Here is a 26613-nt window from a genome sequence, read left to right on the forward strand (position 1 = left end):
ACACCCCGTCCGCACCACCGAAGGGAATCCCCATGGCGCAGGTCGAACTTCCCCCCGGCCACACCGCACGGCCGATCGACCCGGCCACCGACCTCCCCGCCGTCCAGGACCTCGTCCACACCTGCGAACGCGCCCTCGACGGCACGGCCACCACCGACGCCGGCGCGCTCGCCGCCGTGTTCGCCCGCCCCGGACTCGACCCGGCCACCGACACCCTGCTGGTGCACGCCCCCGACGGGCGACTCGCCGGCTGGGCCTGGACGGACCGGCGCACCGACGCCGATGTGCACCCCGACCACCGCGGCCGCGGCATCGGCACCGCACTGCTGCGCTGGATCGAACAGCGCGCCCGCGAACGCGGCACCGCCGAACTCGCCCAGGTCGTCCCCGACCGCGACACGGCCGCCACCGCTCTGCTGCACGCCCACGGCTTCCGCCCCGCCGTCACCAGCTGGCTGCTCGCCATCGGCCTCGACGACCTGCCCGAGCAGCTGCCGCCCGCACTCGAGGGCATCACCGTCCGCCCCTTCCGGGCCGGCGATCCGGCGGACGAGCAGGCCACGCACCGGCTCATCGAGGACGCCTTCGACGAATGGCAGCAGCGCCGCAAGGACTTCGACGAATGGGCCGCCCACACCGTGCGCCGCCCCAGCTTCGCCGCCGACCGCTCCCCGCTCGCCTTCGCCGCCAACGGCCAGTTGGTCGGCGCCGCCCTCGCCCTCGATCTGCCCGACACCGGCGAGGGCTATGTGGAGAACGTCGCCGTCCACGGCGGCCACCGCCACCGCGGCATCGCCCGCCACCTGCTGCGCCACACCTTCCACGCCTGCCGCGCCGCCGGCCTGCGCAGCTGCACCCTGTGGACGCACTCCGGGACCGGCGCGCTCGACCTCTACCTGAAGACCGGCATGACGGTCCGGCACAGTTCCACGGTGCTGAAGAAGACCCTTCAGTAGTCCAGCAGGGCCAGCAGGCGGGCGGCCTGCCGTTCGGTGGTGCCCGGCGGGTTGCGGGCCGCCGTCGCCGGGTCGGTGGCCAGGAACACCAGCCACAGCAGGGCGAACAGGCGCCGGCACTCCAGCAGCCGGGCCTGCTCGGCGGGAGAGAGCGTGAACCGGCCGAGGAACGCCGCCGCGTCCAGGTCGGTGTCCACCCACGCCGAGAGGTGCTCGACCAACTCGGCGAGCTCGTACGGGCGGTCGCTGCGCCCCGAGTCCTCGAAGTCGACCAGCCGGACGTCGGCGCCGTCCCAGAGGAAGTTGGCAAGGTTCCCGTCCGCCTGCCCGAGCACCGGCGCCCACGGTGCTGACAACGAGGCCTCCGCGCCCGCCAGCCAGCGCAGCCCGGCCACCAGCGCCGGCAGCGAGGGTAGCGAGGGCAGCGAGGGCCGCGCCGCGCGGCGGCGGATCGCGGCCACCGAGTCGCCGACGTACCAGCGGCGCTCCGGGAGCGCGGCCACCTCCTCGGGCGGGACGGCGTGCAGCAGACGGTCGGTGGCGCGGGCCAGGGCGTCCAGGTGCGCGGTCGTCAACTCGGTGCCGCGCAACGGGATTCCGCGCAGCCTGGACATGGTGACGGTGCGCCCGTCCAGCGACAGCGGGCGCGGCGCCAGGCCCGGCGCGTACCGGTCGAGCAGGGTGAGCGCCCGCCACTCGCGGTCCGGGTCGCCGTCCGCGTCCGGGCGGAAACGCTTGCGGACGGTGTCGGGGAGGAACTCGACACCGTGGGTGGTCCACGAGGTGGTCATGGCGTCAGCTTTCGGTACCGGTGGGAAAGCGGCGTCGGGGGTCGGTGTGCGTCACTAGGCTAGGGGGAGCAGCACACGGACAACGAGGGGCGGCAACGACATGGTGGGGACCGAACTGGCCGAACTGGCGGCCTCCGGGGCGACGGCGCTGGTCGGCGCGGTGGCCACCGACCTGTGGGGGCAGGTGCGCGACCGGGTCGGCCGGCTGCTCACCCGCGGCCGGGAGAGCCGGGTGGAGGACGCCCGGATGGAACTCGCCTACGCCGAGGTCCTCGACGCCGAGGAGAACGGCCTGCCCGCGGTCCGCGAGACCGTCCGGCAGGACTGGGAACAGCGGCTGCTCACCGTCCTGCGCGAGGACCCGACCGCCGTCGCCGAACTGCGCGCCCTGCTCGACGAGATCGCCCCGCAGGGCGCCGGGCCGCGCATCGAGGTGACCACCATCCACAACGAGATCACCGCCGACGTGCACGGCATCGCCCTGCAGATCGGCCGGGTCGACACCAGCAACGTGACGGTGCGGCAGCCGGGCGATCAGCAGTCCCGGTGACGTCTACGGCCGTCGCGGCAAGTGCTGTTGCGGGGGCTGCCGTACCGAGGCTGAACGTCACATCGAGCCACCGTCAGTGCCGGACCCCGCAGGATCACTGCGCCCGGGTGTCGAGTGCGGCCAGCAGTTCGGGCCCCGACCAGGACGGCGGGGTCGGCGCGGACTCGGCCTCCCGGACCAGCTCCAGCAGCCGCCGGTTCGCGGGCGCCGCCAGCCCGTGCCGGGCGGCGAGGGCCAGCACCTCGCCCTGGAGTTCGTCGACCTCGGTGCGGCGGCCACGCTGCAGGTCCTCCCACATCGAGGACCGGGCCTGCGCGTCCACCCGGAGACTCGCCGCCGCGAGCCGCCGGAACAGCCCGTCCGGCAGCCTCAGTACGGCGGGCATCCACGACGCCGGAACCGGACCGAGCCGGGCCGGCACCAGCCCCGCCGCCCGCAACGCCGCCAGACCCTCACGCTGACACCGCGCCAGCACCAACCGGTACGGCCTGCTGCCGAGTTGCTCGCGGAGCGGCCGCCCGGACAGCGCGTTCACCGCGTTGTTCAGGTTGAGCAGCAACTTCGCCGCCTGCACCTGCGGCATGTCGCCACGCAACTCCACCGGCAGCCCGGCCGCCAGCGCCACGGCGGCGAACCGCTCTGCGGTGTCGGCGCGTTCGAGCATCAGGCGGCCGTCGGTGCCCTGGTGGAACGCGCCCGGCCCGGTGCGGACCACGTTGTACGGAACCATCCCGGCCAGCACCCGGAGCCCCGGGAGGGCTTCGGCGAGCAGGCGGGCGTTGTGCAGCCCGTTCTGGAAACTGATCACGGTGGTCCGCTCGTCCAGGTGCGGGGCGAGCTCACGGGCGGCCTCGGCGGTGTCCGACGACTTGACGGTCACCAGCACGTAGTCGGCCCCGGCAGCGGCCGAGGCATCCACCGCGGTGCCCGGCCGGGCCCGCAGCCGACGGTCGCCCGGCCCGGTCAACGTCAGCCCCGCACGGTCGAGTTCGGCCATCGCCGCCGGACGCCCGATCAGCGTCACCTCGGCGACGGCCGACAGCGCCCCACCAAGGCGGCAGCCGATGCTGCCCGCCCCGAACACGGCGATCCGCAGCGGGGAGGCGGAACGGTCATCGGACACCGGAGGCTCCTTCGTCGATGGCAACGGCCCCGAGGTTACCGTCCGGTCGCCTCCCCGTCAGTGCAGGTGCCGCTGGGTAAAACGCTGGCAGCCGGGGTTCTTACCGGGCGAAGATGCAGCCATGCGTCGTCCCAACACCGACCCTGAGTTGATGGACCTGGTCCGGCGATTCGCGGCCTGTGGCAGCAGTGGACCGAGGCCACAACGAACACGGTGCGGAATCCGCAGGAGTACCGGAAGGTCGTCGAGCAGCTCTGTGCCTTCGCCGCCGAGTGCGCCGGGCTTTTTGTCGGAAGGGAAACCGGCTGCTGAGACCTTCGAACCCCTCAGTAGGGTAAGGATCATGACGATGAACCAGGGCCGCGGGCCGAAGACCGACCAGGACAGTGGCGTCGAGGACGTGACGCTCCTGGTCCTGGAATGGCTGGGCGAGCAGGGCGTGAACGCGATGATCAGGGTGGACGCCGAGCGGGTGGCCGACAACGCACCGGCGTGGACGTTCGCCGCAAGCGGGGGTCCCCTGGAGCACGGCATCCGGGCGGACGGGAGGACGGTGCAGCACTGCATGTCGGCGGCCCTGGCCCGGCTGCGCGAGGCCGGGCTGCCGGTTCCGTTCTGATCTCCTAAGGATCCTTCCGCTTCGCGCAGTTCCCCGCGCCCCTGTCGAACGGATCGACGGTCCGTCAGTGCCCGGACGGGCCGTCAGGTTCGGTGTGGCGGGTGGCGAGGAGGGCGGCGACGTCGTCGTCGGGTGGGCCGCCGGCGTAGTGGCGGAGGTCGCGGCGGAGGTTGTGGAGGACGGTGGGGGAGGGGTCGGTGGTCCAGCCGGCGAGGCGGTCGGGGAGGGGGTAGAACTCGCCGTGGCGGTCGCGGGTTTCGGAGACGCCGTCGGTGTAGAGGAGGACGCGGTCGCCGGGGCCGAAGGGGACGGTCGCGGAGCGGTAGTCGGAGGCGACCAGGGCGGACAGGTTGAGTGGCGGCAGGGGGACCTCGGGTTCGAGGAGGCGGACGCCGTGGGGCTGGATCAGGACGGGTGGCGGGTGGCCGCAGTTGAGGAGGCGGGCCTCGGGGCGGTCGTCGGGGATCTCCAACAGGACGGCGGTGGCGAAGCGTTCGGCGGCGTCGGGTGAGGATGCCCGCTCGGCGTAGCGGTGCAGGCCGGTCTCCAGGCGGCTGGCGAGGGCGGGGAGGTCCTTGGAGTCGTAGGCGGCTTCGCGGAACGAGCCGAGCAGTGCGGCCGCCATCTCGACGGCGGGGAGGCCCTTGCCCTGGACGTCGCCGAGGATGATCCGCACCCCGAAGGGGGTTCGTACGGCTTCGTAGAAGTCGCCGCCGATCTGGGCCTGTTCGGCGGCGGCCGTGTAGTAGAGGGCGAGGTCGACGCTGTTGATCCGGTCGGGCAGTGGACGCAGCACCACCTCCTGGGCGGTCTGCGCGACCGAGCGGACCATCGCCAGGTCGCGTTCCCGGTGCACCCGTTGGGCGGCGGAGTACGCGGCGGCCAGCGTGACGGTGACGGTCGCGGCGATCACCGAGGCGCCGGCCGCGCCGACACTGTGGTCGCGGATCAGGGCCAGCACCACTTCGGTGAGCACGGCGAGGCCGCCGATGGCGAGTGTCCCGGCGGGGCCCCAACTGGCGGCGGCGAGCGCGGGGGCGGCCACCACGAAACGGTCGTAGCGCTGGCCGGCGGGGGTTTCGCTGTCGGCGGCCGCCGCGAGGGCGATCAGCAGGAACGGGGACAGGCGGGTGAGGGCGGTGAGGATCGGTCGCGGCTGCGAAGGATCCCGCTTGTCGGTGATCGTGGGCATGACCCGGTGAACGGTACCCGGGCGGCGCGCCCGGGTGTGGGAGGCGCGGGCGGGTGGTACCGGACAAATGATCAATGCGGCGCGGAGTGCATGAGCGGCTCAACGGCCGCCGCCACGTCGGACCGTGGGCGGAACCGGTCGGATGATCGGCGCGGCGCGGAGCCGATGAGCGCCTCAATGTCCGCCGCCACCATGCCAGTCGGCCCCTCGGTGGTGCGCGGGGCCATGGGCGGCCACCTGGTCCGCGCCGATGATTCACGCCAAACGTGCTCGGCCACCCCCCACTCAAGGCAGATGAGCACACGGCGAGAGCGGAGCCCCCACATGGCAGGACACTTCGGCAAGGGACGGATCGGGAGCTGGGCAAAGGCACTGCTCGCTGGAGCGGTACTGACCGCAGGTGTGCTGACCGGCGCCCCGCAGGCCTCGGCGGCGGGGCTCGGCCAGGTCACCGGGTTCGGCAGCAACCCGGGGAACCTGGCGATGTACAGCTACGTCCCGAGCGGGCTGGCCACCGGCAAGCCGCTGGTGGTGGCGTTGCACGGCTGCACCCAGACCGCCAACGACTACTACGGCAACTCGGGTTGGGCGCAGCTCGCCGACCGCTGGGGCTTCGCGGTGGTGTTCCCGCAGACCAACTCGACCAACAACATGCTGTCCTGCTTCTCCTGGTTCGACAGCTCCAAGGACACCCGGGGCAAGGGCGAGGCGCTGTCGGTCAAGCAGATGGTGGACAAGGCGGTGGCGCTGTACGGCAGTGACCCGTCGCGGGTGTACGTGACGGGCCTGTCGGCGGGCGCGGGCATGGCGGCCGATCTTCTGGCCGACTACCCGGACGTGTTCGCGGGCGGTTCGATCGCCTCCGGTCTGCCCGCGCAGTGCGCGACGACGCAGTCCGCCGCGTCCGGCTGTCAGAACGCCAGCCAGAATCTGACGCCCGCCCAGTGGGGCGACAAGGTGCGGGCGTCGAACCCGGGTTGGGCCGGGCCGTGGCCGCGGGTGGCGATCTGGCACGGCAGTTCGGACACCACCGTGGCGCCGGTCAACGCCACCGAGCTGCGTGACCAGTGGACCAATGTGTGGGGCATCCCGCAGACCGCGTCCGCCACCCAGTCGCTGCCCGGCGGCACCACGCTGAGCGTGTACAACGACAGCGCCGGGAAGCCGGCGGTGCAGCTGTACAGCGTGTCGGGGATGGGCCACGGTCTGCCGGTCAGTCCGGGCAGCGGTACCGCCAACTGCGGCCAGGCCGGCGCCTACTTCCTGAACACCATCTGCTCGTCGTACTACACCGGTCTGTTCTGGGGTCTGGACGGCAGCGGCAACAACGGTCAGCTGCCCGCACCGGGCGGCCTGAGCGTCACCGGCACCACGGACACCACCGCCTCGCTGAGCTGGAACGCGGTACCGGGCGTGGCGTCCTACACCGTGTACCGGGGCGGCGCGCAGGTCGGCACCAGCGCCGGCACCACCTACACCGACACCGGGCTGACCGCGGGCACCGGGTACGCCTGGACGGTCGCGGCAGTGGACGCCAACGGGGCGGTGGGAACGGTGAGTTCGGCCGTGACGGGGACCACCACCGGCAGTGTGTTCACGCCCAAGTGCTACACCGACAACAACTACAACCAGGTCTCGGCGGGCCGCGCCCACCAGAGCGGCGGGTACGCATATGCGAACGGCTCCAACCAGAACATGGGGCTGTGGAACCTGTTCGTGGTTCACACCTTGAAGGAGACCTCGGCCGGGTATTTCGTGCTCGCGGACTCCGGCTGCACCGCCTGAACCGTCCGGACAAGCTCTGACCAGCGATGATGTGGGCTCTGCCGGATTTGCCCGCGGGGCCCACCAGAGTGTCAGGGGGGCAACAAGACGTCTGACAGATTGAATGATTGTCCTACGTCAACGGGGCGGCCAGACTCGTGCATCTCAACATCCGAGCCGACACCCGATTGCCAAGGTGAAAATGACCGCCATCCCCGTGGCCCCGCCGGAGACCCGGTGGGCAACGCCCAAGCGCGTGAGCCTGGTTCCCCTGGTCGCCCTGATCTTCTTCAGCGTCTCCGGCGGCGCCTACGGCATCGAGCCGCTGTTCTCGACGTCGGGGCCCGGCATGGGAATCCTGCTGATCCTGATCGCCCCGTTGATCTACAGCGTTCCGCATGCCCTGGTCTGCGCCGAACTCGGCACTGCCATCCCCGTCGAGGGCGGCTACTACCACTGGGTCAAGCGCGGCCTCGGCCGGTTCTGGGCCTTCCAGCAGGGCGTACTGGCCTGGGTGTGCAGTTTCGTCGACATGGCGCTGTACCCGGTCATGTTCACTTCGTACCTGTCCAGCCTGATCAGCGCGGTCGCCCCCGGCGAGCACGTGCTGTTCGAGATCGTCGGACTGAAGATCGACCTGAACTGGGTGATCTGCGTCGGCGTCATCGTGATCTTCACGCTGCTGAACCTGATGGGCGCGGGCTGGGTCGGCGACTCCTCGGTGCTGTTCGCGATCATCTGCCTCACCCCGATGCTGATCCTCACCGCGATCGGCGGCTACCACCTGCTGACAGAGGGCATCAACCCGGTCACCCCACTGACCGCCGAACAGGGCCAGTCCACCTGGAACGCCTTCGGCTCCGGCCTGTTCATCGTGATGTGGAACTACTCCGGCTGGGACTCGGTCTCCACCGTGGCCGGCGAGATGGAGAACCCGAAGAAGCACCTGCCCAAGGCGCTGTTCTGGGCCGTCCTGCTGATCGTCGTCGGCTACCTGCTGCCCTCGGTGGCCGCCCTCGCGGTCGGCGCGGACGGCGACAACGGCTGGACGAACTGGAAGGACGGCTCGTTCTCCGACATCGCCGGCCAACTGGCCGGCCCCTGGCTCCAGTACACCGTCACCATCGGCGGCCTGTTCGCCTCGGTCGCGATGTTCTCCGCGCTGCTCGCCTCCTACTCGCGCCTCCCGTCCGCCCTCTCGCAGGACGGCTACCTGCCCAGGTGGGTCTCCAAGGAGAGCAAGCGCTACAAGATGCCGATCGCGTCGATCATCGGATCGTCCGTCATCTACGCGCTGTTCTGCTTCTCCAGCTTCAGCAAGCTGGTGATCTTCGACGTCTTCCTCACCAACCTCGGCATCCTGCTGGAGGTCGCGGCCCTGATCGCGCTGCGGATCCGCGAGCCCGAGCTGGAGCGTCCCTACAAGATCCCCGGCGGCTGGTGGAGCGTCGGCCTGATCACCGTCTGCCTGACCTCGATCAGCGTCTGGGCCGCCGTCGAGCAGTACAACGAGGAGGGCAGCAGGGCCGTCAAGCTCTGCCTGATCGTGGTCGGCATCTCGCTGGTGCTCTTCCCGCTGCTGTCGCTGCGCAAGGCCGCCAAGGAGTCCGCCGCGCTCGACCGGGCCGCCGCCGCGAACGGGTCGGTGCACGGCGACGCCTACGGGCTGTCAGGGTCGCAGTGGGACCCGGCACACAGTGACAAGGCCGCCACCGGCACCGGAACGGGTAGCGTCGAGGCATGATCAACAGCTTCGCCCTGCACGTCCCGGACGTTGAGCTGGAACCCGAGCCGCTCGATGCCGAGCAGATCGTCTCCGGCACCCCCGAGGTCACCGGCAAGGTGGTCTGGGAGTCCGCCGACGGCCGCCAGATCCGCGGGATCTGGCAGATCACGCCCGGCGTGGTCACCGACACCGAGGCCGACGAGATGTTCGTCGTCCTCAGCGGCCGGGCCACCGTCGCCTTCGAGGACGGCCCCGTCCTGGAGGTCGGCCCCGGGGACCTCGCGGTGCTGCGCGAAGGCGACCGCACCACCTGGACCGTCCACGAGACGCTCCGCAAGGTCTACACCATCAACCTCGGCCCGGAGGCGGCCGGGGACGAGGACCGATAACCGCCGCGAACGGCACAGCAGTCGGCCCGGCCGCCCCCACGGCCGGGCCGGCCACCCTCCCAAGGCAAGGAACCGAGAACATGGACCCCGTACACGCCCTGCGGGACGCCAAGCCCACCCCGTTCTGGCTGGAGGACCCCGGTCGTCCGCAGGCCAACTCGGCGCTCACCGGAGACGTCCGCTGCGACCTGCTGGTCGTCGGCGGTGGCTACAGCGGCCTGTGGACCGCGCTGATCGCCAAGGAACGCGACCCCGGCTGTGACGTGGTCCTGATCGAGGGCCAGGAGATCGCCTGGGCCGCCTCCGGCCGCAACGGCGGCTTCTGCGCCGCCAGCCTCACCCACGGCCTCGGCAACGGCCACGAGCGCTGGCCGGACGAACTCGCCGCCCTCGAACAGCTCGGCGCCCGCAACCTGCAGTCCATCGAGGACGCCATCACCACGTACGGCATCGACTGCGACTGGGAGCGCACCGGCGAACTCGACGTCGCCACCGAGCCGCACCAGGTCGAGGAACTTGCCGAGCTGTACGAACTCGCCAAGCAGTACGGCGACTACGAGCTGCTGGACGCCGACGCGATCCGCGCCCAGGTCAACTCGCCGACCTACCTCGGCGCGCTGTGGGACAAGGACGGCGTGGGCATGGTCCACCCCGCCAAGCTCGCCTGGGGCCTGAAGCAGGCCTGCGAGAGCCTCGGCGTCCGGATCTTCGAGCACACCAGGGCCACCGACATCGCCGAGTCCGGCTCCGGCATGGCCGTGCGCACCCCCTACGGCCGGGTGTTCGCCCGCCAGGTCGCGCTCGGCACCAACGTGTTCCCCTCGCTGATCAAGCGGATCCGCCCCTACACCGTGCCGGTGTACGACTACGCGCTGATGACCGAGCCGCTCAGCGACGAGCAGCTGGCCTCGATCGGCTGGCAGGGCCGGCAGGGCATCGGCGACAGCGCCAACCAGTTCCACTACTACCGGCTGTCCGCCGACAACCGGATCCTGTGGGGCGGCTACGACGCCATCTACCACTACGGCGCCAAGGTCCGCAACGAGTACGACCACCGGCCGCAGACCTACCGGACCCTCGCCCGGCACTTCTTCGAGACCTTCCCGCAGCTCGAGGGGCTCCAGTTCACCAACGCCTGGGGCGGCGCGATCGACACCTGCACCCGGTTCTCCGCGTTCTTCGACACCGCCTACCGCGGCAAGGTCGCGCTCGCCGCGGGCTTCACCGGCCTCGGCGTCGGCGCGACCCGGTTCGGCGCCGAGGTGATGCTCGACCTGCTGGCCCGCAAGAACACCGAGCTCACCACGCTGGAGATGGTCCGCCGCAAGCCGCTGCCGTTCCCGCCCGAGCCCGTCCGCTGGGCCGGCATCGGCATCACCAAGTGGTCGCTGGACCGCGCCGACCGCAACGGCGGCCGCCGCAACCTGTGGCTGAAGACCATGGACACCCTGGGCCTCGGCTTCGACAGCTGACGCCTGTTCGTTCCGCCGGCCGTCCCTCGGAGGGACGGCCGGCGGTCGCTTGTCAGTCCGGGACGCTCTCGCCCGCCGCGTGGGCGGCCTCGCGCGCGGCCTGCTCGACCCGGGCGTGGTGGGCCGGCCACCAGTCGGGGGAGACGTCGGGGAGGACGGCGTCCCCCGGGCGCAATCCCGTCGAGCCGTCGAGGAGTTCACGGACCACGTCGGCCTGGCCGGTGTGGCGCTGGGTCTCGGCGACCAGGTGGAGCAGGATCCGGCCGAGCGTGAGGTGGTGGCGCGGCGGCCAGGGGACCTGGCCGAGGGCGTCCAGCGGCAGGTCGTCGATGGTCGCGTCCGAATGCGCCCAGACCCGGCGGTACTCGGCGATCAGCTCCTCGCGGCTCTCGTCCGGGCGGGCCCACAGATCGTCGTTGGCGTCGGCGGCGCCCGCCACCCACAGGCCCGGCCCGCCGTCGAAGGGACGGCCGAAGGTCTCGCCGAAGTAGACCGCCTCCGCGCCCGTCAGATGCTTCACCACCCCGAGCAGGTTCGTGCCCGACGGCGTCACCGGGCGGCGCACGTCGTACTCCGACAGGCCCTCCAGCTTCCACAGCAGAGCATCCCGGGCGTCCTGGAGGTACAGCTTCAGATCCCGCTTCACGGCGGCGAGTTGATCGGGCGGGTTCGAGTCGTCGATGGTCGTCATGGCCGGAGTGTGGTCAAGATCCGAATTGGCTCGCAAAGGGTTTTCACACTCCGGTAACGTTCGCGGCATGGCCGTTGATCAAGAACTCGTCGATGCCGCAATCGAATTGACCCGCCGTCGGTTCCCCGGGAAGGAGTGGGCCGGCGCCGCGGCGCTGCGGCTGGACGACGGCACCGTGCTGACCAGTACCGCGCCCGAGCCGCCGAACAACGCGGTGCGGCTGTGCCACGAGACCGGGGCGATCTGCGAGGCGTACAAGCGCGACCGCAAGGTGGTGGCCTCGGTGTGCGTCACCTTCGCCGACGACGGCAGCGGGTTCTGGGTGCTCGCCCCGTGCGGCGTCTGCCAGGAACGGCTGTTCGCGTACGGCCCCGACGTCGAGGTGGGCGTCCCCGAACCCGAGGACCCGACGCGCTGGCGCACCCTGAAGCTGCGCGACGTCCAACCCCACTGGTTCGCCCGGGTGTTCCCCGACGAGACGTGGCCTTACCAGGAGCAGTAGCCGTCCTCAGTCGGTGATGGCGAAGACGAGGAGGCCCTCCAACTCCTCGTCGATCACCTCGACGTGCTCGACCACCGCCCGGGACGGGCCGTGCCGCATCCACCCCACCATCGCCTCCACTGGCGCCTCGTCGCCCTCGAACACGGCCTCCACCCGCCCGTCCGGCAGGTTGCGCACCCAGCCGGCGATGCCCGACTGGGACGCCGCCTGCCGGCAGGAGTCGCGGAAGAACACGCCCTGCACCGTGCCCGAGACCAGCACCCGACGCCGGATCACCCGCACCCACCTCGCCCCGCTCGCCGCCGATACTGCCCGCAGGTATATCCCAGCCGGGGCGGCCCGCGGCGGCAGGCAGGGCCGGACCGGCCGTCAGTTGGTGGTGGCCGCCACCGGCCGCGGCGCGGCCGGGGCCGCGTCGTAGCCGTCGATGCTGCGGCTGAACGGGCGCCAGGCGAACAGCGTGAGCACCGCCATCACCGCCGCCGAGAACCAGAACGGCCCGGTCAGGCCGAACGCGCGGGCCAGCGGGCCGCCGAGCAGCGCGCCCAGCGCCGAACCGCCGACCGCCAGCGCCATGAAGACGCTCATCACCCGGCCGCGCAGCTCGTCCGGCACCGAGCGCTGCACCAGCGTCCGGTCCACGTTCATCCACACCGCGCCGTGCACGCCGAACATCCACAGCACCGCGCCCGCCACCCACGCCGAACCCGCCAGCGCCAGACCGACATGCGTCAGCGTCTCCAGCACCAGGCCGGTGCGCAGCAGCACCGAGGACGAGAACCGGGCCTGAAGCCGCGGCGCGATCGCCGCCCCCAGCAGGCCGCCCACCGCCCCGACCGACATCAGCGCGCCGTAGCCGAACGGGGACAGCCCCAGGTGCTCACGGGCGTACAGCACCATGATCGAGAACCCGGCGATCAGTGTCACGTTCATCAGGCACAGCGCGAGCGTCAGCGTCCGTACCGCCGGATTCGCCCACAGCCAGCGCACCGCCTCGCCGAACTGACGGCGCACCGGCACCCGGGCGGCCGCCGGCGCCCACGGCTGCTTGCCCGGCACCGGCGGCAGCATCGAGATCAGCACGGCCGCGCCGGCGAAACTCAGCGCGTCCACCGTCATCGGCACACCGGCCGCCACCCCGAACAGGGCCGCGCCCAGCGGCGGGCCGCACAGCTTGTTGAGTACCGTATAGGCCCCGAACATCCGGGAGTTGGCGCGCGGCAGCTGCTCGGACGGGACGAGCGCGGGCAGCAGCACGGCGGACGCGTTGTCGCCCAGTGCCGCGCAGGCACCCAGCAGCAGACCCACCGCGTAGATCAGCGGCAGCGAGACCACCCCCGCGAACACCGCGCCCGCCAGCACCGCCGTCAGCGCGGCCCGCGCCGCGTTCATCGCCACCGTCAGCCGCCGCCGGTCCACCCGGTCCACCAGCACGCCGCTCACCGGGGCCAGCAGCAGCCACGGCAGCTGCTGGACGAACACCGACAGGCCGACCAGCACCGGATCCCTGGTCAGCGACGTCACCAGCAGCGGGGCCGCCGCCGCGACGATCCCGTCCCCGAGCGTCGACACCGCCGACGCCGACCACAGCACCCCGAACGCCCGACCAAGCCCGCCGGCCCGCTTCATCCCGCTTCACCCCATGCCGCGTCCGATTTCCGGGAAACGTCCGACGCTAACGGCAGGGGCCGCCCGCGCGCACATGGTTTTCGGGTCGCACATGGTTTTCGGGCCGCGCGGGGACTACTGGCCGGTGCGGCCGTCGACGCGCTCGCGCAACAGGTCGGCGTGGCCGCAGTGGCGGGCGTACTCCTCGATGCGGTGCACCCACAGGGCGCGGACCGGGTCGTGGTCGCGGCCGATCCGGGCGCCCAAGTCCGGGAACTTCGCGAACTCGGCGTCGGTGTCGGCCTGTTCGCGCTCCAGGTCGGCGAACGCGCCGTCCACGACCGACCGCTCGGGCAGCGCACCCTCGAAGTCGCCGTCCGGATCGCCGTACAGCTTGGGCGCCGGCTCGCCCGGGGCGATCCAGTTGCGCCAGTCGCGCTCCACCTCGGCGAGATGCCGGATCAGGCCCAGCAGCGACATGGTGGACGGCGGGACGGAACGGTGGGCGAGCTGCTCCGGCGACAGGCCCTCGCACTTCATCCGCAGCGTCAGCCGGTAGTTCGTCAAGTAGTCCTGGAACGTGGCCAGTTCGCCGTCCGGCGCCGATCCGTTCGTGTTGCGCGGATCGTCGTCCGGGTCCACCCACATGTCGGGGTACACGCCCGCCTTCGTCCAGCGCTCGGGAAGTTGCTCGCTCATCGTCCGGATGATTCCGGCCCGCCCGGCCGGCGGCAAACGATTTTCCGAGGAAGCGTGCCCTTCGCCCGGTACGCGGACGGCGGGGGTGCTCCACGGGCGGGGCCCGGTAGGATCGGTTGGCGCTGACAACGTTGACATACCGTCGGTGCACCTACTGACCCCCTCGTTGTGGAGCACCCCCATGCCCCTGGCGCTCGTCGCCCTCGCCATCACCGCGTTCGCCATCGGCACCACCGAGTTCGCCGCCATGGGACTGCTCCCACAGATCGCCCACAGCCTGGACGTCTCCATCCCGCAGGCCGGATGGCTGATCTCGACGTACGCGGCCGGCGTGGTGATCGGCGCCCCGCTGCTCACCGCCCGCACCGCCGGACTGCCCCGCAAGGCCGTCCTGGTGGGCCTGGTCGCGCTGTTCACCGCGGGCAACCTGCTGTGCGCGCTCGCCCCGAACTTCGCCTTCCTCGCCGCCGCCCGGCTGATCACCGGCCTGCCGCACGGCGCGTTCTTCGGCGCGGGCGCCGTCGCCGCCGCCGAACTGGTCGCCCCGCACCAGCGGGCCCGCGCCATCTCGGTGATGTTCTCCGGCCTGACCGTCGCCAACATCGTCGGCGTCCCCGCCGCCACCCTGCTCGGCCAGCACCTCGGCTGGCGCGCCGCCATGCTCGTCGTGGTCGCCATCGGCCTGCTCGGCACCGTCGCCATCGCCCGCCTCGTCCCGCAGCTGCCCGCCCACCCCGGCGCCGGACTGCGCAGCGAACTCTCCGCCTTCCGTAGCGGACAACTCTGGCTCGCCCTCGCCACCGTGGTCTTCGGCTGCGCCGGACTGTTCGCCTGCTACAGCTACATCACCCCCACCCTCACCGAGGTGGCCGGCTTCGCCGACTCCTCCGTCACCCTGGTCCTCGCCCTGTTCGGCGTCGGCATGACCATCGGCAACGTCATCGGCGGCTACGCGGCCGACCGCGCGCTGCGCCCCGCCCTGTGCGGCGCGCTGCTCGCGATGTCCGGCGCGCTCGCGCTGTTCGCCGTCACCGCGCACGCCCGCTGGTCGGCCGCCCTGACGGTGGTGCTGATCGGCATGGCCGGGTTCGCGGTCGTCCCGACCGTGCAGACCCTGGTGATCGACAAGGCCCGCAAGGCGCCCACACTGGCCTCCGCGACCGTCCAGGGCGCGTTCAACGTGGCCAACGGGCAGGGCGCGTACTTCGGCGGACTCGCGCTCTCGGCCGGCCTCGGCTGGACGTCGCCGACGCTGGTCGGGGCCGGGCTGGCGATGATCGGCTTCCTGATCGCCGTCGGGTCGTGGATCGCCGACCGGCGGGCGCCGGTGGTGGTCGGCGACCAGCCGGTGGCGGCCGAGCAGGTGGGTGCGACGCTCTGACGGGGGGTCATCGGGGGCTGGCGGTAAGATCACCGGATTTCCGCGCCGGCGGCGCGGAGGTGACCGTTCCGCGCACCTGAGGAGCCCCCGATGCCCAGCACCGCCAGCACCGCCAGCACCGCCAGCGCCGCCGTCCGAGGCCGGGTCGGCGTCATGCTGCCCCGTGACCTGCCCGCCCGCGACCTGATCCCGTACGCGCGCCGGGCGGAACAGCTGGGCTTCGACGAACTGTGGGTGGTCGAGGACCTCGGCTGGCGGGGCGGCGTCGCCCAGGCCGCCACCGCGCTCGCCGTGACCGACCGGATCACCGTCGGCATCGGCATCATGCCCGCCGGCGCCCGCAACGTCTGCTTCGCCGCCATGGAACTCGCCACCCTCGCCCAGCTCCACCCCGGCCGGGTGACCGCCGGCATCGGCCACGGCATGCCCGGCTGGATGCGCGGCGCCGGCGCCTGGCCCGCCAGCCCCCTCACCCTGCTCAAGGAGTACACGACCGCGCTGCGCACCCTGCTGCGCGGCGAGCCCGGCCCCGCAGGCGGACGCTACGTGCGCTGCGAGGGCGTCCAGTTGACGGAACTCCCGGACGTGGTGCCGCCCGTCGTCCTCGGCGTGCGCGGCCCCAAGTCGCAGGCCGCGGCGGGCGAAGTCGCCGACGGGCTGCTGCTGGCCGAACCCGCCACCCCCGCGTACATCGAGAACTCCCGCCGCCACCTCGCCCCCGACGCCACCGTCGTCACCTACGACGCTGCCGCGGTCGAAGACGACGAGAGCGCCGCCCTCGACCAGGTCCGGCCCGGCCTGGCCGCGATCGGCGAACCCGACTGGGCCGCCCACCTCGACCCCCTCCCGTTCGCCGCCGACCTCCGCACCCACCGCGCGGCCAGCCCCGACGGCGCCGAGTTCGCCCGCACCCTCCCCGCCGAGTGGGTCCGCACCCTCGCCATCGCGGGCACGCCCGCGCAGGCGCGCGAGGCCATCGCGGCCCGGCACGCGGCTGGCGCCACCACCGTCGTCCTCGCACCGGTCGGCGCCGACGCGCTGCGCTCGCTGGAGTCGCTGGCGCGGGTGCTGCCGGCTGCCGTGAGGGGATAGTGAGGGGCATGGAACTGCGCGGGGGAAAGGTCGTACTGCGGTCGGTGGCCGTCGGGGACGAGGAAGTCCTCGGCAGGATCGTGCGGGAGCCGGAAGTCGCCGCGTGGTGGTCGCCCCCGGACGACTTCGCGGGCATGCTCGCCGTCGTCCTCGACGGCGAGGTCATCGGAGCGATCCAGTTCGCGGAAGAAACCGACCCCGAGTACCGGCACGCCGGCCTCGACATCTTCCTGACGGCCCGCCACCACGGCAGGGGACTCGGCACCGACGCCGTCCGCACCCTCGCCCACTGGCTGGTCCACGAACGCGGCCACCACCGGCTGACCATCGACCCCGCCGCGGCCAACACCGCGGCCATCCGCAGCTACGCCAAGGTCGGCTTCAAACCCGTGGGAATCATGCGGGCCTACTGGCGCGACCACCGGACGGGCACCTGGCAGGACGGACTGCTGATGGACCTGCTCGCGGAGGAACTGACCTGACCTGCCTGCGCCGGTCGCGGCGCAGCGTCGGTCTTCGTCGGTCTTCAAAGCGAGGTCGACGGCGTGCCGGCGGAAGCGTCCGTCAGCGTCCCGGGGGACGGGACGGGACGGGCCGGGCCGCTTGCCGAGGAGCGTCAGCGCCGTGAGCAGGGCGAGTGCGGCGAAGATCACGGCTGCGCCGAATGCGGACTGCCGGCCGGCGAGCGGCGCCCGACCGCCGACCGTGGCGATGCCGGTGTAGATGGCTGCGCCGAGGGCGGTGCCGAGGGCGAAGGAGGTGTCGGCGAGGGCGGCGGCGACGCCCCGGTCCGGGCCGGTGGCGCTGGTCAGTGCGGCGATCTGCGCGCATACCGTGGCGGCGCCCATGCCCGCGCCGAACAGGAGCAGTGCGGCCGCGAGCAGACCGGGGGAGCTGTCGGCGGGTGTGCGGGTGAGGAGCAGGCAGGTGGCACCGAGCAGGGCGGTGCCGGCGGCGGCCACCCGGCGTGGGCCGAGGCGGGGCAGGATCCGCTGACTCAGCAGGGCGCCTGCGGCGGCCGTCACGGTCATCACCGCTGTCATCAGCCCGAATTGGGCCGCCGATCGGCCGAGTGCCCGCTGCAGGTAGGCGGTGAGGGTGACGAGCATGCCGTCGACGGTCATGCCGGCGAGGAGCAGGAGGAGGTTGGGGGTCGAGGAACATCGGAACGAAAACTGGTCCTAAGCCCGGATTGCCGCTGGTGGGCGGCTGACGGTCCGTCGACACCGGCCGGTCCGTGAAGTCGTTCCATAGATAACGCCCTATTATCTGCGGCATCGCCGATCACGACCTGCGGCGACGTCGCCGGGCCGCTGCGCGAAGCGGCCCTGTTATCTGTGGCAAGGGGAAGCCGGTGCCCGTCCTGCTGCTGCCGACGGGGAAGGCGCTGACCGTCCGGACGGCGGCCGACGCCTTCCTCGACTCGCTCACCAACCCGAACACCGTCCGGAACTACGGCATCGCGGTGGGGAAGACCGCCGAGCGGATCGGCGAGGGCCGGCCGCTCGCCACCGTCGCCGACGACGAGATCGGCGAGGCGCTGGAACTGCTGTGGGGCAGCTCGGCGGTGAACACCTGGAACGCCCGCCGCGGCGCGGTGCTGTCCTGGACCGGCTGGTGTGCGGAGCGCGGCTACGACGGGCCGACGGTCCCGGCCTGGGCCAAGCGGATGCCGCCGCCGGACTCCGACACCCCGGTGCACTCGAAGGTGGCGATCGACCGGCTGATCGCCCGCCGGGACGTCCACCTGCGGGAGAAGACGCTGTGGCGGATGCTCTACGAGACGTGCGCCCGCTCCGAGGAGATTCTCGACGTCAACATCGAGGAGTTGGACCTGGCCGGGCGCCGCTGCCCGGTGAAGGCGAAGGGCGCCCAGCCCAAGGTGCGCCGGCGCGGGGCGAGTCGATCCGACTACGTGCTGGAGACGGTGTTCTGGGACGCCGGCGCCGCCCGGCTGCTGCCGCGGCTGCTGAAGGGCCGCACCCGCGGGCCGGTGTTCGTCACCCACCGCCGCCCCGGTCCTGGGAAGGTGGTCTCCGCCCGGGACGTGTGCCCGGACACCGGCCTGGCCCGCCTCTCCTACGGCCAGGCCCGCGCGCTGCTCGACCAGCACACCGCGCACGCGGGGCCGGGCACCGGCTGGGATCTGCACGAGTACCGCCACTCCTCGCTGACCCATCTCGGCGAGCGGGGCGCGTCCGAGCTGATGCTGATGGCCAAATCGAGGCACAAGAAGGTCGAGAACGTCCGCCGGTACTTCAAGCCCTCCGCGGAGGCAATCGCCGAGGTCACCAGCCTGCTCGCACCCGGCGACAGCAGGCGCTGAGGGCCTTGGCGCGGTGGTCGTATGCGGCTTCGACCACCGCGAACTGCCGGTTGGAGCCCCGGGTGAACAGAGCGGGGCCTGCGCCCGAGCCGGGCACCGGGCGTGCCTGGTGATCCGGCTGATGGCCGCGCGAGCGCGCGCCGGGTACCCGCGCACTGTCTGCAGGGCTTCGCCCAGTTGGCCTAACGTGCCGGGCTCGACACAGCCGAGGGGAGCACGGTGGAGATAGGGCCTGTACGTCTCATCGAGGAGGAGCCATGGGTAACCACAGAGAGCCGAATCTATTTTCCGACGATCAGCCGGACGGCGAGGACGACGCCCCGCCGGAGGGGGCAGGCGTCAGAGTATCCGGACGCGGCCCTCTCACAGAGAGGGAGATGGCGCGCGGCATGTTCACCGACGATCAGCCGGACGGCGAGGACGACGCCCCGCCGGAGGACGACTGAGCTTCGCTTCAGGGGCCTCACCCCTGATCCGCGGCGTCCGGGTCGCGCAGAGGCCGCAGGCCGCCGGGCGACTCGGGCAGCAGGAAGCTGTACCGGCCGAGCAGGTTCTTATCTGGACACTCCCGGGTGGAGTTCAGCTTCTCGGCGTCGCGGTCCTCGTCGCCGCTCGTTGATGGTGCTGTGGAGTGCGAACTGCGGGTGGTGAAGGACCGAGACGGCGGCATCGTCCGTCGCGTCCGGTTGATCGACGCATCCGGTTCCGAGATCGATCCGGTCTGCCGGTTTCTGGGGCATCTCAGTGATCGGGGGCTATCGCCGAATACCTGGTGCGCCTACGCCTACGACCTGAAGTACCTGTTCGTGTTCCTGGCCCGGGAGAGCCTGGACTGGCGGGACTTCCGAGCACCGGACGCGTTGCGGCTGCTGGGCTTCCTACGCCGTCAGCCGAGCCGCCGGCCAGCCCAGCGTCTCGGCTTAACCGTCGTGGTCGGCGGAGCGGACCTGCCTGGCAGTCTGCTGTCGCCGTCGACGGTGAACCGCATCTTGGCCGCGGTGTCGAGTTTCTACGACTGGGCCATGGTCGCTGAGGAGTACGACGGCGAGGACTCGCCGATGCAGATGCGCCCGGACCCGGCTCTCGCGAGGGTGCCAGGCCGGCATCAGCCGTTCATGGGTAAGGCCAGCCGCCAGCAGCCGGTGCGGCGCACGGTCACGGTCAAGCAGCCACGGCGGCTGCCGCGTCCGATGGACGAGGCGGTGTTGGAGACCTTCATCGCGAGCCTGACGAAGCGGCGTGACCTGGCGATGTTCCTGCTGATGCTGGACGGAGGACTGCGGCCGGGCGAGGTGCTGTCCCTTCATCTGGCCGACCTTTCCTATGGGAGGCGGCGAGTGACGATCGGCAAGCGTGACGACCACCCCGGCGGAGCCCGCGGGAAGTCGCGCTCCGAGCGGGTCGTCGACCTGCACGATCCGCGCACGCTGGATGCGGTCAGCCGCTACGTCATGCACGAGCGGCCTCTGGAGTCCGCCAGCCCGTTCCCGGCATGGTCGACATGCGGAACTCTCGGTCGACGCCGTCCAGCGTTCCGCGGACCACACCGCCGGCGACGTCGACGCTGGCGACGACGAACAGGTCACGGGCCTTGCGCTCCAGGGTCCTGACGGCAGTACGGACGATCTCTGGACGTTCGAGGATGCAGAACAGGTCGGCGGACGCGGCAGCGTCCTCGGGGACGTAGAGAGTGCGGGCCTTGCCGTACTTTGCGCACGCCTGGACCTCGAACTCGGCGCTGCCGCCCTGCATCCCGGGCCACAGACCCATCTCCGGCAGTAGCACTGTGGACCACTCGCGCCATCGCGCCCCCGCGCCCAGGGCCAGGTCCGACCCGGCCCGGTTGCGCAGCGGTGCCCAGCCCCGATACCGCCGGTTGACCTCCGCATCTGGCAACTGGCCGCCCAGGCCGACGTCACGGAAGTACCGGTACTGCTCAAGCGTCAGGTGCCGGATGTCCATGTTCGACCGCACACCCGGAGCCAGAGCGTTCCGGCCCCGAGCCGCCAGCCGCACCGGCTGGGCCTGCAAGACGCGGCGCGCGACGAGGTAGCGGTAGAGATCATCCAGGATGGACGCCTCCTTCCCCCACGTCCTGGCCGCCACCGGCTTCTTCTGCCACAGACGCCGCCAGTTGCGGTACGCGACCAGGTCGGACTCCGTCGCGGACAGGACATCGCTACCCAAGCCTGCAAGGTAATCGTCCAGCCTGGCAGCCTTCCGCCCGTACTCCCGCATCGTGGCCTCGTCGAGCAGCCCCGTGGACAGGTACCGACCCCATCCGGACAGAGCGGGCAGCGGCATCATCGTCTCGTCGTCCAGGAACACCGGCATGCCATCCAGCAGCCCCCGCCGCTTCAGCAGCGCGGCCACCTCCTCGGCCGAGACCACCTCACTGTCCAGGTACCGGCCCAGCAGCCCCGACTGCACGAAGGCGAGCTCCACCCTGATCCCTCCCGGGGCCACGGCGCACACCCGTCAGCCCAACTGCCCTATGCCCTAACCGTCACAGAGACTCAACCACAGGCCCCGTGAGACAGAACTGAACAGCGGAAAGAACTCATCCGTCAGAAACTCGACCGGCACCCCGGAACTCCAGGCAGTTGATCAGCACGACCGCCGAAGGTTCAACCACCACGGAACCGCAGGTCAACGGGCTCCGGAGAGCAGGGAGGGCTTAGCGCCAGTTTGCGTTCCGATGTTCCTCAACCTCCAGGTTGCCGCCGATCAGCCCGCGTGAGCGCAGGGAGCGCAGGGAGCGCAGGGGCCGCAGGGGGACGAGTGGGGACGGCGATCGCCGTTCGATCCGGACGAAGAGGCCGATCAGCGCGCCCGGGAGGCGACCAGGGCCTGGACGGACGGGGCGAGCCCGCACGCCAGCGAGGCCAGGACCCGCAGCGCCATTGCGGCGAGGAACATCCGCCGACGGCCCAGCAGATCCGCCGCGCGGCCGCACAGCGGCAGCAGCCCGCCAAAGGCCAGGGCGTGGACCGTCACGGTCCACTGGACGGCGGGGCCGCGCAGGCCGAGGTGGTGCCCGATCGCGGGCAGGGCGGTGAGCAGGCTGGTGCCGTCGAGGACGGTCAGGGAGAACGCCGGGCCCAGCAGCATCAGCACCGCCAACGGCCTTGCTGGACACGGACGTTCGTGGTTGTCACCGTTGCGCGGTGCTGCGCAGGACTTCGGCGGCGAGGGCGTCGAGCCAGGTGCCGGTGCCCTGTTCGCGCCAGCTCGGCTGCTCGTGGCCGTCGAGGAAGGTGCCCTGTTCGGTGAGCAGCAGACGGGTGCCGCCGTCCTCGGGGTGGAACTGGACCGTCGTCAGGGAGATCGTCGCGAGCGTCCCGTTCTCGGAGAGGGTGGAGGTGTAGACGATGCGCTCGTCCTGGACGATGTCGCGGTACCAGGACTCGAAGGTCAGCACCGCTCCGGTGTCGGAGCGGCCGCGGTTGACCTCGCGGCCGCCGACGCGGAAGTCGAGTGCGTGCTCGGCGTCCGGGCCGGCGAACCAGCGGGCCTTGGCCTCCGGGGCGGCCCAGGCGGCGAACACCGCCGCCGGCGGGGCCGGGTAGAGACGTTCGAGGGTGAACGTGGCGTGGGTGACCAGGCGGTCGGTCATGGTGTGCTCCCTTGATCCGGGCTGTCGCGCTGTGCGGACAGGTGGTCGCCGAGGCGGTCGAGACGGTGTTCCCAAACGGTGCGCTGCGCCGTGATCCAGCCCTCGGCCGCACGCAGCACGGCCGGCTCCAGGTGGCAGGTACGCACCCGCCCGACCTTCTCGGACCGGACCAGCCCGCACGCCTCCAGCACCTGGAGATGCTGCATCACTGCCGGCAACGACATGGCAAGCGGCCGCGCCAACTCGCTGACGGAGGCGGGCCCGCAGACCAGCCGCTCGACGACGGCGCGGCGGGTGGTGTCCGCGAGTGCCTGGAACACCCGGTCCAGCGAACCAGAATGGTTAAGCATGTACTTCACTATTCTCCGTTGGGAGCGATTGGTCAAGTACTTGCTTAACCATTTGGGCGGCGTGCACTTCCTCGCTCGAGGGGTTGGGCGGCGGGGCGCGCGTGGCGGGTTCGGGCGTTGGCGCTCCACTTTCGGAACGGTGGGGGTGGGCTCTTGGGTAAAGCCCTTGTCCCGTAGGCCGATTGCTGGTCCTACGGCACACCCGTCGAACGGGCCCGGTCCGTTCTCAAGGCCCACTGGCGGTCCCGGACGGACTGGACGCCCGAGGACTGGAGGCTGCCCCTGGTGGTCTTCGACGGCGGCCGGCCGGTCGGCGTGCAGGCGCTGAACGCCACGGACTTCGCGATCCGTCGCGAGGTCCTGCCCGGCTCCTGGCTGGGCATCGAGCACCACGGCCGCGGTCTGGGCACCGAGGCCCGGATCGCCATGCTGCACTTCGCCTTCGACGGCCTGGCCGCCGAGTCGGCGATCTCCGGTTCGTTCACTGACAACGCCGCCTCCGTCGCGATCTCCCGCAAGCTCGGCTACCTCCCCGACGGCCTCGAACGCGACAACCGCCGCGGCGAACTCGCCGTCACCCAGCGCTTCCGCCCGGACCGCGCCGACTGGCAGCCCACCCGCCGCTCCGACATCGAGCTGACCGGCCTCGCCGCTTGCGCCGAACTGTTCGGTCTCCCCGGGGGAGGCTGAGGAACTGCCGCTCCCGATACGGACGTTGGACGGACGAGTGTCGGGACGGACGATGGAGCGGTGATGCTGCCCTACCTGATCACGCTGGCAGTGCTGGCCGGCGTACTGACCCTGCTCGGCCTGGCCGGGCAGGCGCTGCGGCGGCACCGCGGAGCCGCCGCAGCGGTCGGCGGAATGCTGGCCGCGTACGAGGAGGCGGTGCGCGGCACCTCATACGCGGCGCACGCCGAACTGCTCGCCGAGGCCGACCGGAAGGCGCCCGTCGAGGTGCCCGGCGGCCGGTTCGAGGGCCGGGCGCTGCTCTCGGACCGCGCGGCCCGCCCCGCGCGGGGGCGGTGGCGGACCGTCAGGGCCTGGTGGCAGCGGGGCTGATCACCACGTTGAGGTGCTTCATGATCGGCTGATCGCTCTGGCTGCTGTAGTCGCCCAGCGCGCACAGCACGTTCATCTCCGGCATGTACCCGGCCGCGCACCCGCGCGGCAGGTCGTACGGGACGGCCAGGTAGCCGTGCAGCGAGCGGGTCGAACCGTCGCGCGCGGTGGCCGTGATGTCGACCGGGTCGAGCTCGGCGAGCCGGCGTTCGCGCATGTCCTGACGGTTCATGAAGACCAGCGTGCGCAGGTTCTTGACGCCCCGGTAGCGGTCGTTGTCCGAGTAGATGGTGGTGTTCCACTGGTCGTGCGAACGCATGGTGCCCAGCACCAGCGTCCCCGGCTTCGGCAGCACGTCCGGCAGCGGCGCCGTGGAGAACTCCGCCTTCCCCGACGGGGTGAGGAACACCAGTTCACGGGCCGGCTGCTTGATCCGGAAACCCAGCGGCAGCCGCACCCGACGGTTGAAGTCCTCGAAACCGTCCAGCACCTTCGCCATGGTGTCGCGGATCCGGTCGTAGTCCTCCACGTACCACTCCCACGGCGTCGCACTGTCCGGCAGCGCCGCCCGCGCGATACCCGCGATGATGGCCGGCTCGGACAGCAACTGCGCCGACGCCGGGCGCTTCCGCATGCCTACCGACAGGTGCACCATGCTCATCGAGTCCTCCACCGAGGTGGCCTGCACCCCGCCGCGCTGCCGGTCCTGCTCGGTGCGGCCCAGACACGGCAGGATCAACGCCCGCCGCCCGTGCACCAGCTGGCTGCGGTTCAGCTTCGTCGCCACCTGCACCGTCAACTCGCACTTGCGCAGCGCCCGGTGGGTGAACTCGGTGTCCGGCGCGGCCATCGCGAAGTTGCCGCCCATCCCGACGAACACCGTCACCTCGCCGCGCGCCATCGCCCCGATCACCCCCACCGTGTCCAGCCCGTGCTCGCGCGGCGGCTCGAACCCGCACACCTTCCCCAACCGGTCCAGGAACGCGGGCGCCGGACGGTGGTCGATCCCGCAGGTCCGGTTGCCCTGCACGTTCGAATGCCCGCGCACCGGCGACGGACCCGCCCCCTCCCGGCCCAGATTCCCGCGCAGCAGCAGCACATTGACGATCTCCCGGACGGTGTCCACCCCGTGCTCGTGCTGCGTCACCCCCAGACACCAGGAGAAGATCGACCGGTCCGCCTCCCGGTACACCCGCGCCGCCTCCAGCAACTGCGCCCGGCTCAGCCCGCTCTGCCGCTCCAACTCCTCCCACGGCGTGCGCTCGCACAACTCCCGGTACGCGGCGAACCCCGTGGTGTGCCGCTCGACGAACTCCTCGTCCAGCGCCCGCGGATCGTGCCCCGCCTGCTCCAGCAGCGCCTTCGCGATCGCCCGCAGCAGCGCGAGGTCCCCGCCGATCCGCACCTGCAGGTTGAGCGTGCTGGTCGCCGTCGCCCGCAGCAGCGCCATGTCCAGGAACTCGTGCGGCACGATGGTCCGGGTCGCCGCCGCCTCCACCAGCGGATTGACGTGCACCACCTGCGCGCCCCGCCGGTGCGCGTCCGCCAGCGCGGTCAGCATCCGCGGCGCGTTCGACGCCGCGTTCACGCTGAGGATGAACAGCGCGTCCGCCGCCTCCCAGTCCTTCAGGTCGGCCGTTCCCTTCCCGGTGCCGAGCGAGGCCGTCAACGCCCGGCCGGATGCCTCGTGACACATGTTCGAACAGTCCGGCAGATTGTTGGTGCCCAGCTCACGGGCCAGCAACTGGTACAGGAACGTCGCCTCGTTGCCGAGGCGCCCCGAGGTGTAGAACGCCGCCCGATTCGGATCGTCCAGCCCGCGCAGCACCCCGCCGACCAGCTCGAAAGCCTGCTGCCAGGAGATCGGCAGGTACCTGTCCGTCTCCGCGTCGTACACCATCGGCTCGGTCAGCCGGCCCTGGTCCTCCAACGCGAAATCGCTCCACCCCGACAGCTCGGCCACGGTGTGCGCCGCGAAGAACTCCCGCCCCACCCGCTTGCCCGTCATCTCCCAGGTGACGTGCTTGATGCCGTTCTCGCAGATGTCCAGATGCAGGCCCTTGTAGTCGTCCGGCCACGCACACCCCGGGCAGTCGAACCCGCCGTTCTCGTGATTCATCCGCAGCACCGCCCGCGGCCCGTCCACCCACTCACCCGTCCGCGCCAGCACCCGCGCCACCGACTTCGCCGCGCCCCACCCGGCGGCGGGGTGGCGGTACGGCTTCACCTCCGGCTCCTGCTGCTCCTTCGGCTCCTGCTGCTTCGGCTGCGGCTCCTCGGTTGCGGTCACGGCGGCACTCCCATCTCTGCGGCTGGCAACGACCTTCCGGATCCTGCCGCCGCCACCGCTTCGGCCGGCACCGCCCACGCCCACCCGCCGCGGCGAACCACACGGGCGGACGTGGGGCTCACCGACCGGCCGTCACCAGTCCGCCGGCGGCTGGACCAGCTCCGGGCCGCCGCGGTGCCAGGTCGGGAGGTAGTCCTCCGGCGGGGACGGCAGGCTCGCCAGACAGCCGTCCGCGCCGCCAGCGCCGGGAACCCCGGCAGTTTCGCGGCGAATCGGTGGCAGCCGCACGCAAAGGCCGCGCGTACTCGGGCCAGTGGTGGCCACCGGACCCGACCGCTCGGGTGGCGGGGGGTGGGGCCCCAGCCGTCGGCGGGTGTTGGGGATTGCCGGAACGCCCGTACTGCCGACCGAATC

At 71.7% G+C, this 26613-nt stretch carries 26 protein-coding genes and 3 pseudogenes; 16 read left to right on the top strand and 13 right to left on the bottom strand.

Annotation, left to right across the window (positions count from 1 at the left end; all coding sequences use genetic code 11):
* The first annotated feature begins 32 nt into the window (after nt 1–32).
* Complete coding sequence (locus tag ACFYST_RS14695; RefSeq protein WP_387862265.1) at nt 33–956, top strand: GNAT family N-acetyltransferase; 924 nt, start codon at nt 33–35, stop codon at nt 954–956.
* On the opposite strand, the gene ACFYST_RS14700 is transcribed toward ACFYST_RS14695, so the two are convergent.
* Entirely contained in the window at nt 950–1747 is a 798-nt protein-coding gene (locus ACFYST_RS14700) for a phosphotransferase family protein (protein ID WP_387862267.1), read from the bottom strand. The genes ACFYST_RS14695 and ACFYST_RS14700 overlap by 7 nt on opposite strands.
* A gap of 100 nt (nt 1748–1847) precedes the next feature.
* Between ACFYST_RS14700 and ACFYST_RS14705 the strand changes: the two genes are divergently transcribed.
* Nucleotides 1848–2297, top strand: coding sequence for a hypothetical protein (locus ACFYST_RS14705; RefSeq protein ID WP_387649627.1), 450 nt, complete (start codon nt 1848–1850; stop codon nt 2295–2297).
* A 94-nt stretch (nt 2298–2391) separates the two neighbouring features.
* Here ACFYST_RS14705 and ACFYST_RS14710 read toward each other — a convergent pair whose 3' ends face one another.
* Nucleotides 2392–3420 carry a 2-dehydropantoate 2-reductase gene (locus ACFYST_RS14710; RefSeq protein WP_387862269.1) on the bottom strand — a complete coding sequence of 343 codons (1029 nt, stop codon included), beginning with the start codon at nt 3418–3420 and terminating at the stop codon, nt 2392–2394.
* 343 nt (nt 3421–3763) lie between these two features.
* Here ACFYST_RS14710 and ACFYST_RS14715 point away from each other — a divergent pair, with 343 nt between their 5' ends.
* Nucleotides 3764–4039, top strand: a complete 276-nt coding sequence (locus tag ACFYST_RS14715; protein WP_387862272.1) for a hypothetical protein — start codon at nt 3764–3766, stop codon at nt 4037–4039.
* A gap of 64 nt (nt 4040–4103) precedes the next feature.
* Here ACFYST_RS14715 and ACFYST_RS14720 read toward each other — a convergent pair whose 3' ends face one another.
* Nucleotides 4104–5231 carry a PP2C family protein-serine/threonine phosphatase gene (locus ACFYST_RS14720; protein WP_387862275.1) on the bottom strand — a complete coding sequence of 376 codons (1128 nt, stop codon included), beginning with the start codon at nt 5229–5231 and terminating at the stop codon, nt 4104–4106.
* Between the two features lie 324 nt (nt 5232–5555).
* Here ACFYST_RS14720 and ACFYST_RS14725 point away from each other — a divergent pair, with 324 nt between their 5' ends.
* The 4 genes from ACFYST_RS14725 to ACFYST_RS14740 all read left to right on the top strand — a co-directional run bounded on the left by ACFYST_RS14725 (nt 5556) and on the right by ACFYST_RS14740 (nt 10582).
* Entirely contained in the window at nt 5556–7016 is a 1461-nt protein-coding gene (locus ACFYST_RS14725) for a PHB depolymerase family esterase (protein ID WP_387862277.1), read from the top strand.
* 235 nt (nt 7017–7251) lie between these two features.
* Nucleotides 7252–8739, top strand: a complete 1488-nt coding sequence (locus tag ACFYST_RS14730; protein WP_387862280.1) for an APC family permease — start codon at nt 7252–7254, stop codon at nt 8737–8739.
* Nucleotides 8736–9110, top strand: coding sequence for a cupin domain-containing protein (locus ACFYST_RS14735; RefSeq protein ID WP_387649612.1), 375 nt, complete (start codon nt 8736–8738; stop codon nt 9108–9110). Before ACFYST_RS14730 ends, ACFYST_RS14735 begins: the two co-directional genes overlap by 4 nt.
* 80 nt (nt 9111–9190) lie before the next feature.
* Entirely contained in the window at nt 9191–10582 is a 1392-nt protein-coding gene (locus tag ACFYST_RS14740) for an NAD(P)/FAD-dependent oxidoreductase (protein WP_387862283.1), read from the top strand.
* A 52-nt stretch (nt 10583–10634) separates the two neighbouring features.
* Here ACFYST_RS14740 and ACFYST_RS14745 read toward each other — a convergent pair whose 3' ends face one another.
* The gene (locus ACFYST_RS14745; RefSeq protein ID WP_387862286.1) at nt 10635–11273 is read right to left on the bottom strand and encodes a DinB family protein; all 639 of its coding nucleotides are present in this window, start codon (nt 11271–11273) and stop codon (nt 10635–10637) included.
* Nucleotides 11274–11340: 67 nt separating this feature from the next.
* Between ACFYST_RS14745 and ACFYST_RS14750 the strand changes: the two genes are divergently transcribed.
* Entirely contained in the window at nt 11341–11775 is a 435-nt protein-coding gene (locus ACFYST_RS14750; RefSeq protein WP_387862288.1) for a cytidine deaminase, read from the top strand.
* A 6-nt stretch (nt 11776–11781) separates the two neighbouring features.
* Here ACFYST_RS14750 and ACFYST_RS14755 read toward each other — a convergent pair whose 3' ends face one another.
* The 3 genes from ACFYST_RS14755 to ACFYST_RS14765 form a co-directional block, all read right to left on the bottom strand.
* A complete protein-coding gene (locus ACFYST_RS14755) occupies nt 11782–12051 on the bottom strand; it encodes an acylphosphatase (RefSeq protein WP_387649602.1) in 270 nt (89 codons plus the stop codon).
* A gap of 93 nt (nt 12052–12144) precedes the next feature.
* Nucleotides 12145–13404 carry an MFS transporter gene (locus ACFYST_RS14760; protein WP_387862291.1) on the bottom strand — a complete coding sequence of 420 codons (1260 nt, stop codon included), beginning with the start codon at nt 13402–13404 and terminating at the stop codon, nt 12145–12147.
* Between the two features lie 114 nt (nt 13405–13518).
* On the bottom strand, nt 13519–14082 hold the full coding sequence (locus tag ACFYST_RS14765) for a DinB family protein (protein ID WP_387649597.1): 564 nt from the start codon (nt 14080–14082) through the stop codon (nt 13519–13521).
* A 181-nt stretch (nt 14083–14263) separates the two neighbouring features.
* On the opposite strand from ACFYST_RS14765, the gene ACFYST_RS14770 reads away from it, so the two are divergent.
* From ACFYST_RS14770 to aac(6'), 3 genes are all read left to right on the top strand, one after another.
* Nucleotides 14264–15463 (top strand): MFS transporter, encoded by a 1200-nt coding sequence (locus tag ACFYST_RS14770; RefSeq protein WP_387862293.1) that lies wholly within the window; start codon nt 14264–14266, stop codon nt 15461–15463.
* Nucleotides 15464–15553: 90 nt separating this feature from the next.
* The gene (locus tag ACFYST_RS14775; RefSeq protein ID WP_387862296.1) at nt 15554–16555 is read left to right on the top strand and encodes an LLM class flavin-dependent oxidoreductase; all 1002 of its coding nucleotides are present in this window, start codon (nt 15554–15556) and stop codon (nt 16553–16555) included.
* Nucleotides 16556–16563: 8 nt separating this feature from the next.
* Complete coding sequence (gene aac(6'), locus ACFYST_RS14780; protein ID WP_387862298.1) at nt 16564–17037, top strand: aminoglycoside 6'-N-acetyltransferase; 474 nt, start codon at nt 16564–16566, stop codon at nt 17035–17037.
* 144 nt (nt 17038–17181) lie between these two features.
* Here the strand turns inward: aac(6') and ACFYST_RS14785 are convergent.
* Nucleotides 17182–17679, bottom strand: a pseudogene (locus ACFYST_RS14785) (MFS transporter); the annotation flags it as partial.
* A 230-nt stretch (nt 17680–17909) separates the two neighbouring features.
* Between ACFYST_RS14785 and ACFYST_RS14790 the strand changes: the two are divergent.
* The 3 genes from ACFYST_RS14790 (at nt 17910) to ACFYST_RS14800 (ending at nt 20491) form a co-directional block, all read left to right on the top strand.
* Nucleotides 17910–18881, top strand: coding sequence for a tyrosine-type recombinase/integrase (locus ACFYST_RS14790; RefSeq protein ID WP_387862300.1), 972 nt, complete (start codon nt 17910–17912; stop codon nt 18879–18881).
* Between the two features lie 257 nt (nt 18882–19138).
* Complete coding sequence (locus ACFYST_RS14795) at nt 19139–19327, top strand: hypothetical protein (protein WP_387862302.1); 189 nt, start codon at nt 19139–19141, stop codon at nt 19325–19327.
* A gap of 126 nt (nt 19328–19453) precedes the next feature.
* On the top strand, nt 19454–20491 hold the full coding sequence (locus tag ACFYST_RS14800) for a tyrosine-type recombinase/integrase (protein ID WP_387862304.1): 1038 nt from the start codon (nt 19454–19456) through the stop codon (nt 20489–20491).
* A gap of 439 nt (nt 20492–20930) precedes the next feature.
* Here the strand turns inward: ACFYST_RS14800 and ACFYST_RS14805 are convergent.
* The 4 genes and pseudogenes from ACFYST_RS14805 to ACFYST_RS14820 form a co-directional block, all read right to left on the bottom strand.
* A pseudogene (locus ACFYST_RS14805) lies at nt 20931–21215 on the bottom strand (site-specific integrase); the annotation flags it as partial.
* Between the two features lie 489 nt (nt 21216–21704).
* Entirely contained in the window at nt 21705–21992 is a 288-nt protein-coding gene (locus tag ACFYST_RS14810) for an MFS transporter (RefSeq protein WP_387862599.1), read from the bottom strand.
* A gap of 43 nt (nt 21993–22035) precedes the next feature.
* Nucleotides 22036–22497, bottom strand: coding sequence for an SRPBCC domain-containing protein (locus ACFYST_RS14815; protein WP_387862307.1), 462 nt, complete (start codon nt 22495–22497; stop codon nt 22036–22038).
* The gene (locus tag ACFYST_RS14820; protein WP_387862309.1) at nt 22494–22847 is read right to left on the bottom strand and encodes an ArsR/SmtB family transcription factor; all 354 of its coding nucleotides are present in this window, start codon (nt 22845–22847) and stop codon (nt 22494–22496) included. Before ACFYST_RS14820 ends, ACFYST_RS14815 begins: the two co-directional genes overlap by 4 nt.
* A gap of 213 nt (nt 22848–23060) precedes the next feature.
* Here ACFYST_RS14820 and ACFYST_RS14825 point away from each other — a divergent pair.
* Nucleotides 23061–23537: pseudogene (locus ACFYST_RS14825) on the top strand (GNAT family N-acetyltransferase); the annotation flags it as partial.
* Nucleotides 23538–23600: 63 nt separating this feature from the next.
* Entirely contained in the window at nt 23601–23909 is a 309-nt protein-coding gene (locus ACFYST_RS14830; RefSeq protein ID WP_387649575.1) for a hypothetical protein, read from the top strand.
* On the opposite strand, the gene ACFYST_RS14835 is transcribed toward ACFYST_RS14830, so the two are convergent.
* Entirely contained in the window at nt 23884–26136 is a 2253-nt protein-coding gene (locus ACFYST_RS14835; protein WP_387862601.1) for an FdhF/YdeP family oxidoreductase, read from the bottom strand. The two genes, ACFYST_RS14830 and ACFYST_RS14835, sit on opposite strands and share 26 nt — an antisense overlap.
* Between the last annotated feature and the right edge of the window lie 477 nt (nt 26137–26613).

Source organism: Kitasatospora sp. NPDC004614 (assembly GCF_042873675.1).
In the GTDB taxonomy this organism is placed as follows: Bacteria; Actinomycetota; Actinomycetes; order Streptomycetales; family Streptomycetaceae; genus Kitasatospora.